This window comes from Nocardia thailandica NBRC 100428, from assembly GCF_000308795.1.
Lineage (GTDB): Bacteria > Actinomycetota > Actinomycetes > Mycobacteriales > Mycobacteriaceae > Nocardia > Nocardia thailandica.
The window spans coordinates 1-10,508 of sequence record NZ_BAGK01000143.1; the positions used below are offsets into that span (position 1 = coordinate 1).

Consider the following 10,508-nt stretch of genomic DNA (forward strand, 5'->3'; position numbering starts at 1 on the left):
ACGATGCCGACCGCGCCGTCGACCAGCGCGAGCGCCGCCACCCGGGCCCGTGCCCGCAGCACCACGGTCTCCCCGCCACCGCCGCGGCGCCGCGCACCACCGCGGCCATGCCGGGCGGCAGCGCGGCGGGATCGGCCGTCCGCACCACCTCCGGCGCGAGCACGGCGAGCAACGCCGCCAGGTCACCCTCCCTGGCGGCGCGCAGGAACGCCGCCACCACCTCGCGTTCGGCCGCCCCGGGGTCGGACGCGTCCTCGCCGCGCGACGGCCCCGCGCCCGCATCGGACGCACGTTCGGCGGCCCCACCCCGCACCGGGTCGGCACCGGGGACGCCGCCGCTACCGGCCACCGCGCGGGCCGGTCCGCCGCCCACACCGGACGTGTTCTCGGCACCACCTCGCAGCGCCGAGGCGGGAACGCGGGTTCCTCCGCCGTCGGCACCGCGCGCGGCGGACGACGACGGGCGCGCACCCGACGGTCGCCCGGCCGTTGCGGACCGGGCCGGATCGGGAACGCGGGCGAGCACGCTGCCGGAGTCGGCCGAGGGGTGCGCCGCGCCGACGCCCTCACCGTGCGTTCCCTCCGCGTTCGGCACGGTCCCGCGAGGACGGGGTCCCGCCGCGCCGGGCACGGGCGTCCCCTCCCGCGTTCCGGAGCGGGCCGGGACACGATCGCGCACCCTCGCGCCGCCGCCTGCGGCGTCGTCACCCGGGGCCCGGACGCGGGCACGCGCCCGGCTGGCGAGCTTCTTCGTGGTCGCGGGCGTGCGGCCGACGATCGGGGCGATCTGGTCGAAGGGGACCGCGAAGAGGTCGTGCAGGACGAAGGCGACCCGCTCGTCGGGGCGGAGGGCGTCCATGACGACCAGCAGGGCGCGTCCGACCGCGTCCGCGAGGACCGCCTCGTTCTCCGGTTCGGCGGCGGGATCGGCGCCGAACTCGTCCCCCGCGGCGCCGGGTTCCTCCCTGCGGGCGGCGCGCGACCGGAGCATGTCCAGGCAGATCCGGGACACGACCGTGGTCAGCCAGGGGCGCAGCCGCTCGATCTCCCCGGCGCCGTCCAGCCGGAACCACGCCTCCTGGACGGCGTCCTCGGCCTCGGCCGCCGAGCCGAGCATGCGGTAGGCGACGGCGAGCAGCCGGGGTCGTTCGGCCTCGAACCGCCGCGCCGACGTGTCCTCTTCCCGCACCGGTCACCTTTCCCGCCCGGCATCCGTCTCCTCGGCGGACGCGCCACCGCGTCCCGCCCGTGGGGCGCGCACGCTCCCCCACGATCGCAGACCGTACCGACACGACATCGGAGGCCTCCATGTCCCTCGTCTACCTCGCCGTCACCGTCCTCGCCGCGTTCGGCGTCGCCTTCACCTCCGTCTTCGACGTCATCCGGGGTGACGACGTCCGGGCCCACATGAGCGAGTACGGACTCCCGCACCGGATCCTGGGGCCGCTGGCCGTGATCAAGGCCGCGGGGGCGCTCGGCCTGCTGGCGGGGCTGTTCCTCCCGCCGCTCGGCCTGATCGCCGCCGTCTGCCTGGTGGTCTACTTCCTGCTCGCCGAGGCCACCATCGTCCGGGCGGGCCGGTTCGGCGACCTCGGCTACCCGCTGCCCTACCTCGTGCTCTCGGCCGGTTCGCTGGCGCTGTACCCGTTCGCCTGACCCGCGGGACCGCCCGGCCGCCGCGCTCTCTTCTACGATGCGCGAGGAGGACGACGAAGGAGGGCCGATGCCGGACCGCAGTCTCGAGGCGCTCGGCCTCGACGACGTGCCCGCGCTGCGCCCGCTGTCGTATCCGGGCCGCCCCATCCGGGAACCCGGCCTGCTCGACGGCGGCGAATTCCTGCCGGTGACACCGGTGACCGGCCCGCCGGGCGGCTGGCCGGTCACCACCGCCGACGGCGTGGTCCACCCGCTCGACGACCACCTGCGCGCGGGCGGCCACACCCGCACGGCCGACCGGCACCCCGTCCTCGCGGTGGGCTCCAACGCCTGCGCCGGTCAGCTGCGCCACAAGCTCGGCGGCCGCGCGGCGGTGCCGATGTTCCCGCTGCGGGTGTCGGGTATCGCGGTCGGCGTGTCCGGGCACATCAGCGCCGCGGGATATGTCAGCGCCTCGCCGTATCTCGATCCCGCCGCCACCACCGACGTCGTCGTCACGCTGCTGGACGACCGCCAGCTCGAGCTCGTCGACGGCACCGAGTTCCCGCGCTATCGGCGGGCCCTGCTCACCGGGGACCGCTACCCGATGACCTGGGGCGACGGCAGAGCCCTGCGGGCGGCCTACCTCTATGTCAACACCCACGGCGTGCTGTGCGCGCGGGACGGAACGCCGATGCGCGCCGCACCCCAGGACCGGATCCTCACCGACCTGATCGAACGCTGCGCCACCCTGGCCGACCTCTTCGGCTCACCGCACGACTGGGCGCGGCGCAGCGTGGCCGACCCCACGCTGAAGGAGGCGGGGCGGCGGGCCTTCCGGCAGGCCGGATTCGTCCTCGATCAGACCGAACTGGTCACCGGCTCGTTCGACCGGTCCACGCCGGCGCGCACGCTCGCCGAGCTCGAGGGCGCCGACGTTCAGTTCCCGTCCGGTCCGGCGGTGTAGCGGGCGCCGAGTTCGCGCAACCGGTCCATGGCCTCGGCCGCGCGCGCCTTGTCGTTGGCGCGGACCGCGAGCAGGGGCACGTAGTCGTCGTCGGCCAGCTCGAGCCGGGCCCACGCCTTGCGGTCCGGGAAGGACACGCCCCGGATGTAGGACCACGGGAACACGGTCTCGCCCAGCACGTTACGCACGGCGACGCCGGCGGATCCGGCCCGCAGGCGCGGACGGGTCAGCAGCAGGACCGCCGCCGCGCCGAGCAGCCCGATCCCGATCATGGCGATCTGGTCGGCCACCCGGAAGTTGACCCCCGTCGACCCGCTCCGCAGCCACACCCCGCCGATGGTGAACACGACCACGATCAGCGCGGCCACGATCCACGCCCGGCGCACCGAGGTGCGGGGGCGCACCTCGAGTTCCCAGCCGGGCGCGGGCGCGGCGGTCACGAGGACCGGCGCAGCGCGCGCAGCGTGAGCGCCGCGTCGAGGGCGGCGGCGCAGGCCTGCTCGCCCTTGTCCTCGGCCGAGCCCGGCAGGCCCGCGCGGTCACGCGCCTGCTCCTCGGTGTTCGTGGTCAGCACGCCGTTGGTCACCGGCGTGGCCGCGTCGAGCGAGACGCGGGTGAGCCCCGCGGTCACCGCGTCACAGACGTACTCGAAATGCGGTGTGCCGCCCCGGATCACGACGCCGAGCGCGACGACCGCGTCGTGCGTGCGGGCCAGTTCCTGGGCGACGACCGGCAGTTCCATCGCGCCGGCGCAGCGCACCACGGTCACCTGCTGCACGCCCGCTTCCTTCGCCACCCGCTCGGCGTTGGCGACCAGGGTGTCGCAGATCTCGGTGTGCCAGCGCGAGGCGACGATGCCCAGCTTGACGTCGGCGGCCTGGGCCAGCGCGAAACTCGGTACGCCGGTACCGCTCATCGGATGCCTCCTGTGTGTGCTTCGGCGGACGCGCTCACTGCGCGGTTTCGCCCAGGTCCAGATCGTCGAGGCCGATCAGGTCGTGCCCCATCCGGTCGCGCTTGGTGCGCAGGTAGTGCAGGTTCTCGGCGTTGGCGCGCAGCGGCATCGGCACCCGGTCGGTGATGCGCAGGCCGTATCCGTCCAGGCCGACGCGCTTGGCCGGGTTGTTGGTCAGCAGGCGCATCGAGCGGATGCCGAGATCGACCAGGATCTGGGCGCCGGTGCCGTAGTCGCGGGCGTCGGCGGGCAGGCCGAGGTCGAGGTTGGCGTCGACGGTGTCGCGGCCGGAGTCCTGCAGCTGGTAGGCCTGCAGCTTGTGCATCAGGCCGATGCCGCGGCCCTCGTGGCCGCGCATGTAGAGCACGACGCCGCGGCCCTCGCGGTCGACCATCTCGAGCGCGGCGTCGAGCTGCGGGCCGCAGTCGCAGCGCAGTGAACCGAACACGTCGCCGGTCAGGCACTCGGAGTGGACGCGGACCAGCACGTCCTCGCCGTCGCCGATGTCGCCGCGGACCAGGGCGACGTGCTCGGCGTCCTCGAAGATGCTCTGGTAGCCGACGGCCTTGAAATCGCCGTGCGCGGTGGGGATGCGGGCCTCGGCGACGCGGGTGACGTGCTTCTCGTGCTTGCGCCGCCACGCGATCATGTCGGCGATGGAGATCATGGCCAGGTCGTGCTCGTCGGCGAAGACGCGCAGCTCGTCGGTGCGGGCCATGTGCCCGTCGTCCTTCTGGCTGACGATCTCGCAGATGACACCGGCCGGGCGCAGGCCCGCCATGCGGGCCAGGTCGACCGCGGCCTCGGTGTGGCCGGGGCGGCGCAGCACGCCGCCGTCCTTGGCGCGCAGCGGCACCACGTGGCCGGGGCGGGTGAAGTCGTCGGCCTTGGCGTCGGCGTCGGCGAGCAGGCGCATGGTGACCGCGCGGTCCGCGCCGGAGATGCCGGTGGTGATGCCCTGACGGGCGTCGACCGAGACGGTGTAGGCGGTGCCGTGCTTGTCCTGGTTCATCGCGTACGCAGGCGGCAGGCCGAGGCGATCGCAGTCGTCACCGGTGAGCGGCACGCAGATGTAGCCGGAGGTGTAGCGGATCATGAACGCGACCAGCTCGGGGGTGGCCTTCTCCGCGGCGAAGATGAGATCGCCCTCGTTCTCGCGGTCCTCGTCGTCCACGACGACGACAGCCTTGCCCGCCGCGATGTCGGCGACGGCCCGCTCGATGCTGTCCAACCTGGTCACTGCCTGCTCCGTATTCTTGGCGGCTGGCGCCGCGGGGTTCTCGGCCTCGCGGCCTCGATTCTTCCCTCCCGCCGGGTACTCCTTCGTCGCACACTCTGGTCGATCCAGAATCGAGGCGGCCGAGAACCTGGTGGTTGGCTTCTAGACTACGACGCCGGTACCGGTGATCGACGTCACCGTCTCACCGGCGTCAGCCGCGCTGGGTGAGGCGTTCGACGTACTTGGCGATGACGTCGACCTCGAGGTTGACCACGGTGCCGACCGGGGCGGTGCCGAGCACGGTCAGCGCGAGGGTGGTGGGGATGAGCGAGACCTCGAACCAGTCCCGGTTGCCGTCGGCGGCCGCTTCGTCGCCGCGCCCGAGCCCCGAGACGGTGAGGGAGACGCCGTCGACGGTGATCGAGCCCTTCTCCACCACGTAGCGCGCGATGGCGTCGGGCAGGGAGATCCGCACGACCTCCCAGTTCTCGGACGGGTCGCGGGAGAGCACGGTGCCGGTGCCGTCGACGTGCCCCTGCACGAGGTGACCGCCGAGGCGGCTGTTCAGCGCCGCCGCGCGCTCCAGATTGACCTTCGAGCCCGCCGCGAGCGCGCCGATGCTGGACCGGTCCAGGGTCTCGGCCATGACGTCGACGGTGAAGCTGTCGCCGTCGACCACCTCGACCACGGTCAGGCAGACACCGTTGACCGCGATCGAATCACCGTGGCCCGCATCGGAAGTCACCAGCGGGCCGCGGATCGTCAGCCGGGCGGCGTCGGCCAGCGGCTCGGAGGCCACGATCTCGCCCAGCTCCTCGACGATCCCTGTGAACATGCGTCTGACTCCCTCGTCGCGTTCGGTGCGTTCCCGTTGCGGAACAGCCCGGACCGGGCGGCTATTCCCGGGCCGCTCCTGATCATCGCTCAGCCTAATCCGGGGGTTCGGGGCCGGGCACCGACCCCTCGCCCGACCGCGCGAACGGACCCGGCGCCGCGCCCGGATCGGCGAACCGGGGAATGCACGAGCACGGATGCGCCCGGCGCCGACGGGCATGCGGATACGCCGCCGTCGATCAATCCGGCGGTATTCGTTCAATTCCTTTTCGGCGAACGCGTCGAGGAAATTCATCGGCGGCTCGTATCGTGCCCTTGTGCCCACTCCGGAAGGGGCCGAAACACGCTGATTCGAATACTTGCGCCGGACGGGTCATCGTCGCAGGATTGTTATGCAGCCGATTCCCGTTGTTCAACTCCTGAACAGCCCGGTCACGGCCCGCACCACCCGCGGCGGCGACGCGCGCGGGCGTTCGGCCCAGCGCAGTCCAACCACTCCAGGAAGTCAGGCGAACTGTGGGTCATTCCAGGTCCGACATCAACGGGGGTGCCGTGTGAGCACACTGCTCGATTCCACTCTCGAATTCCGCTGCGTGCGTTATCGGCGCGAATTCCAGCTACCGGCCGCCATCGATCCGGAATCGCGGCGCATCCTGCTGCACATCGGCGCGCACCACGGCGCGGTCACCATGCCGGGCGATCTGGGCGAGCGGGTCCTGGAGCGGCTGCGCCAGGCCGGGATCGCGGGGCCGGTCATCGCGCATCCGCGGGCCCGCCGCTGGACCTTCCTCACGGGGCCGAGCCGCCCCGAGCCCCTGGCCGCCATGGCCTCGGCCGAGCTGTTCCGCCTCTACACGACGGTGGCGTGCGCGGGCAGCCAGATCGTGCTGCCCTCCCCCGACGACGAGCGCACCGGGTACCGCACCTGGATCCAGGCGCCCGCCCGCACCGGGGACCGGCCGCCGGTCTCGGCGGTCGTCGAGGCCGCGCGCGAGCTGGGCGCCCCGCGGGTGCGCTCGCTGTGACCGCGCCGGGCCCGGTCGGTGTCCGGGCCCGACGGCGGCGTCAGCGCCAGACGGCGGCGGCCTGGTACCGCAGCTTGCGCACCGTCTCGCCCCGGTCGGCGGTGTTGTAGACCGCGGACCCGGCGACGAAGCAGTCGATGCCCGCCTCGGCGGCCTGCTCGATCGTGTCGGCGTTGATCCCGCCGTCGATCTCCACCACCAGCCGCAGTTCGCCCGCGTCGACCAGGCGGCGCACGATGCGCGCCTTCTCCAGCACGCCGGGGATGAACGACTGCCCGCCGAAACCGGGCTCCACGCTCATGACGAGCAGGGTGTCGAACTCGCGCAGGATCTCCAGGTAGGGCTCGATCGGGGTGTTCGGCTTCACCGAGAGACCGGCCTTGCCGCCCGCGGCGCGGATGTCGCGGGCCACGGCGATCGGGTCGTCGGTGGCCTCGGCGTGGAAGGTGACGTTGTAGGCGCCGGCCTCGGCGTAGCCGGGGGCCCAGCGGCCCGGGTCCTCGATCATCAGGTGGCAGTCCAGCGGGATGTCGGTGGCCTTCAGCAGGCTCTCGACGACCGGCAGGCCCAGGGTCAGGTTCGGCACGAAGTGGGCGTCCATGACGTCCACGTGCAGCCAGTCCGACCCTTCGACGGCGGCGGCCTCGTCGGCCAGGTGCGCGAAGTCGGCGGACAGGATGGACGGGGCGATCATCGGCTCGGCCGGGCGGGAGAAGCTGGGTGTCGACACAGCGCCAGAGTGTAGCGACAAACACTGATTGCCCCGCCGCGATGTGGGTAGCCTGTCTTGAGTGACGAACATTTCGGCGGAACAAGGGCTGATCGGGACCCCGGTGCAGATTCGTGTCGCGGCGTCGCTGACCCAGTTGCCCATCCTGCGGGGTCTGGCCGAAACCCTGGTCCTGCTCAGCGATTTCACCCTCGACGAGGTGGCCGACGTGCGGCTGGCGTTCGACGAGGTGTGCTCGACGCTGATCGGCCTCGCGCTGCCCGGCTCACACCTGACCTGCGAGTTCGCCGTGGGTGACGAGGAATTGGTCGTCGCGGTCGACGGTGTCGCGGCGGCGGCCGGTCTGCCCGACGAGCGCAGCTTCGGCTGGCACGTGCTGCGCACCCTCACCGACGAGGTCACCGCCGATCAGGACGGGTTCGACGCGAGGACATCCGGTTACCCGACGACCGTCCGCTTCCGCCGGGGCCGGGGGAAGGCGTAGTGCACGAGGAGAACACCACCGACGACCAGCCGTCGGTACCCGGCTACGACGACGTCGGCCTGCTGTTCGAACGATTATCGGCCACCGAACCCGGCACCGCCGCGCACGCGGCCGCCCGCGACGTCCTGATCAACCGCTGCATCCCCCTCGCCGACCACATCGCCCGCAAGTTCAGCGGCCGCGGCGAGCCGTTCGACGACCTGTCGCAGGTGGCCCGGGTGGGCCTGGTGCACGCCGTCGACCGGTTCGACATCAGCCGGGGCTCGAATTTCCTGTCCTTCGCGGTGCCCACGATCATGGGCGAGGTCCGCCGCTACTTCCGGGACAACACCTGGGCGATGCGCGTGCCCCGGCGGGTCAAGGAGACCCACCTGCGGATCGGCGCGGCGGTGGATTCGCTGTCGCAGCGGCTCGGCCGGGCGCCGACGGCCAAGGAGATCGCCGCCGAGCTCGAGGTCGACCCGGACGAGGTGACCCAGGCGGTCATCGCGGGCAACGCCTACGCCCCCTCCTCCATCGACGCCGCGACCGTGGGCCGCGACACCGACGCCTCGCTGCTGGACACCCTCGGCGAGGAGGAGTCGCAGTTCGACCGCGTCGAGGAGTACATCGCGGTCCGCCCGCTGCTGGCCGGCCTGCCCGAACGGGAGCGCCGCATCCTCACCATGCGCTTCTTCGAGTCGATGACCCAGACCCAGATCGCCAATCAGCTCGGCATCTCCCAGATGCACGTGTCGCGGATCCTGGCGAAAACCCTGGCGCGCCTGCGGGAACTGTCCGAGCGCGACTGATCGCTCAGCCGCGCTGCGCCCGCAGGCGCCGGGGGGCACGCAACCACCAGGCCGCCTCGACGAGCTCGGCGACCTGCGCGGGGTCGGCGCGGGCGAGGTCCACCAGGATGAACGGATGCCCGTCGTAGTGCGGGGTGGTGAAGTACGCCGGGTCGCCGGAGGCGAGCAGCGCCTGTTTCTCGGTGAGATCGCACAGCAGCGCGAGCCCGCCCTCGGCCTCCACGCGCAGGCGCGCGAACCCCTTGCCGCCGACCTTCAGCCCGGGGCTGCGCCACCAGGTGGCCTCCTCGACGCCGGGCAACCCGGCCGCCGCGGCCACCACCTGGTCCCATGTCATCGCCATGCCCCGATTCTGCGCCGCGGATCGGGGCACGGCTTGGACATTTGTCGCCTCAGCCCGCGGCCGGCTCGGTGAGGGGTTTGCGCAGCGCGGCCAGGAACATGGCGTCGGTGCCGTGGCGGTGCGGCCACAGCTGGGCGCCGGGCCCGTCGCCGAGGCCGGGGACCCCGGGCACGGACTCGCGGGTGTCGAGCTGTTCGGCGCCGGTGCGGCGCACCAGATCGGCGACCACCGCGACCGTCTCGGGCAGGTGCGGCGAGCAGGTCGAGTACAGCACGACACCGCCCGGGCGCACGAGATCCCATGCGGCGGTGAGCAGTTCGCGCTGCAGGACGACCAGGTCGGCGACGTCGGCCGGTGTGCGCCGCCAGCGGGCCTCGGGCCTGCGGCGCAGCGCGCCGAGCCCCGTGCAGGGCGCGTCGACCAGGATGCGGTCGTAGCCCGGTTCGAGGCCGCTGTCGCGGCCGTCGGCCACGTGCACGGTCACCGGCAGGTCGGCGGTGGCCCGGCGCACCAGGTCGGCGCGGTGTTCGGCCGGTTCGACGGCGTCGACGGTGAACCGGTCGATGGCGGCGAGCGCGCCGAGCAGGGCGGCCTTGCCGCCCGGGCCCGCGCACAGGTCGAGCCAGCGGCCGGTGTCCTCGCCGAGCAGCGGCGCGCGGGTCAGCGCGAGGGCGACCAGCTGGCTGCCCTCGTCCTGGACCGCGGCCATGCCCTCGCGGACCGGTTCGAGCTGCCCGGGATCGCCGCCGCCGTCGAGGTAGACCGCGTACGGCGACCAGCGCCCCTCCTCGCCCCCGGTGACCAGGGACAGCTCCTCGGCGGTGATGTCGCCGGGACGGGCGACCAGGTGCACGACCGGCCGTTCGTCGTCGGCCTCGAGCAGCTCGCCCAGCTCGCCGGCGTGGGCGCCGAGGGCGTCGGCGAAGGCCTGCGCGATCCAGGTCGGATGGGCGTATTCGAAAGCGAGGCGCGCGATCGGGTCCGCCGGCGCGAGACGACGCACCCATTCCTCGGCGTCGCGCTCGCCTGCCCGCCGCAGCACCGCGTTGACGAAACCGGCACGGCCCGCGCCGAATTCGGCCCGCGCGAGATCGACCGAGGTGTCCACGGCGGCGTGCGCGCCGGTGCGGGTCCGCAGCAGCTGGTAGACCCCGAGCCGCAGGATGTCCAGCAGCGGCCCGTCGATCTCCCCGACCGGACGCCCCGCGCACTCGGCGATCACGGCGTCGAGCTGGCCCTGCGAGCGGCTCGCGCCGTAGGCCAGCTCGGTCGCGAAGGCGGCGTCACGGCCGGTGATGCGCCGCTCCCGCAACAGCTTCGGCAACGTGAGGTTGGCGTAGGCGTCCCGCTCCCGCACGGCCCGCAGCACGTCGAGGGCGACCTCGCGCGCCGGGTCGACCGCCCGGTCCCGCGACCCGCCCGGCTCGGCGCCGCGCCCCGGGGAACGCTGCCCGCGCCGACCGCCCCGGTCGGCGCCGGAATCCCGGCCCCGCGCGCCGCGACGCCCGTCCGCCGGGCCCGTGCC

General features: G+C 73.3%; 12 protein-coding genes and 1 pseudogene. 5 read left to right on the forward strand and 8 right to left on the reverse strand.

What is annotated here, in order from left to right; translation table 11 throughout:
* Positions 1 to 658: 658 nt before the first annotated feature.
* Positions 659 to 1,189: pseudogene (locus ON36_RS37065) on the reverse strand (sigma-70 family RNA polymerase sigma factor); the annotation flags it as partial.
* A 119-nt stretch (positions 1,190 to 1,308) separates the two neighbouring features.
* Between ON36_RS37065 and ON36_RS15770 the strand changes: the two are divergent.
* Positions 1,309 to 1,656 carry a DoxX family protein gene (locus tag ON36_RS15770; protein ID WP_043653450.1) on the forward strand — a complete coding sequence of 116 codons (348 nt, stop codon included), beginning with the start codon at positions 1,309 to 1,311 and terminating at the stop codon, positions 1,654 to 1,656.
* Positions 1,657 to 1,723: 67 nt separating this feature from the next.
* Entirely contained in the window at positions 1,724 to 2,602 is an 879-nt protein-coding gene (locus ON36_RS15775) for a hypothetical protein (protein WP_052314035.1), read from the forward strand.
* On the opposite strand, the gene ON36_RS15780 is transcribed toward ON36_RS15775, so the two are convergent.
* The 4 genes from ON36_RS15780 to ON36_RS15795 form a co-directional block, all read right to left on the reverse strand.
* On the reverse strand, positions 2,575 to 3,042 hold the full coding sequence (locus ON36_RS15780; protein ID WP_043653452.1) for a PH domain-containing protein: 468 nt from the start codon (positions 3,040 to 3,042) through the stop codon (positions 2,575 to 2,577). The genes ON36_RS15775 and ON36_RS15780 overlap by 28 nt on opposite strands.
* A complete protein-coding gene (ribH, locus tag ON36_RS15785; protein ID WP_043653454.1) occupies positions 3,039 to 3,518 on the reverse strand; it encodes a 6,7-dimethyl-8-ribityllumazine synthase in 480 nt (159 codons plus the stop codon). Before ribH ends, ON36_RS15780 begins: the two co-directional genes overlap by 4 nt.
* 34 nt (positions 3,519 to 3,552) lie before the next feature.
* Positions 3,553 to 4,797 carry a bifunctional 3,4-dihydroxy-2-butanone-4-phosphate synthase/GTP cyclohydrolase II gene (locus ON36_RS15790; RefSeq protein ID WP_043653458.1) on the reverse strand — a complete coding sequence of 415 codons (1,245 nt, stop codon included), beginning with the start codon at positions 4,795 to 4,797 and terminating at the stop codon, positions 3,553 to 3,555.
* A 190-nt stretch (positions 4,798 to 4,987) separates the two neighbouring features.
* Positions 4,988 to 5,611, reverse strand: coding sequence for a riboflavin synthase (locus ON36_RS15795; RefSeq protein WP_043653461.1), 624 nt, complete (start codon positions 5,609 to 5,611; stop codon positions 4,988 to 4,990).
* Between the two features lie 553 nt (positions 5,612 to 6,164).
* Between ON36_RS15795 and ON36_RS15800 the strand changes: the two genes are divergently transcribed.
* Positions 6,165 to 6,635, forward strand: a complete 471-nt coding sequence (locus ON36_RS15800; RefSeq protein WP_043653464.1) for a hypothetical protein — start codon at positions 6,165 to 6,167, stop codon at positions 6,633 to 6,635.
* Positions 6,636 to 6,675: 40 nt separating this feature from the next.
* Here ON36_RS15800 and rpe read toward each other — a convergent pair whose 3' ends face one another.
* A complete protein-coding gene (gene rpe / locus ON36_RS15805; protein WP_043653467.1) occupies positions 6,676 to 7,329 on the reverse strand; it encodes a ribulose-phosphate 3-epimerase in 654 nt (217 codons plus the stop codon).
* A gap of 97 nt (positions 7,330 to 7,426) precedes the next feature.
* Here rpe and ON36_RS15810 point away from each other — a divergent pair, with 97 nt between their 5' ends.
* Positions 7,427 to 7,849, forward strand: a complete 423-nt coding sequence (locus tag ON36_RS15810; RefSeq protein WP_043653469.1) for an ATP-binding protein — start codon at positions 7,427 to 7,429, stop codon at positions 7,847 to 7,849.
* A complete protein-coding gene (locus ON36_RS15815; RefSeq protein ID WP_052314036.1) occupies positions 7,849 to 8,640 on the forward strand; it encodes an RNA polymerase sigma factor SigF in 792 nt (263 codons plus the stop codon). The genes ON36_RS15810 and ON36_RS15815 overlap by 1 nt, the downstream gene beginning before the upstream one ends.
* A 4-nt stretch (positions 8,641 to 8,644) precedes the next feature.
* On the opposite strand, the gene ON36_RS15820 is transcribed toward ON36_RS15815, so the two are convergent.
* Positions 8,645 to 8,983 (reverse strand): MmcQ/YjbR family DNA-binding protein, encoded by a 339-nt coding sequence (locus tag ON36_RS15820; protein WP_043653471.1) that lies wholly within the window; start codon positions 8,981 to 8,983, stop codon positions 8,645 to 8,647.
* 49 nt (positions 8,984 to 9,032) lie between these two features.
* On the reverse strand, positions 9,033 to 10,508 hold a 1,476-nt coding region (locus ON36_RS15825), incomplete at its 5' end, for an RsmB/NOP family class I SAM-dependent RNA methyltransferase (RefSeq protein ID WP_043653474.1).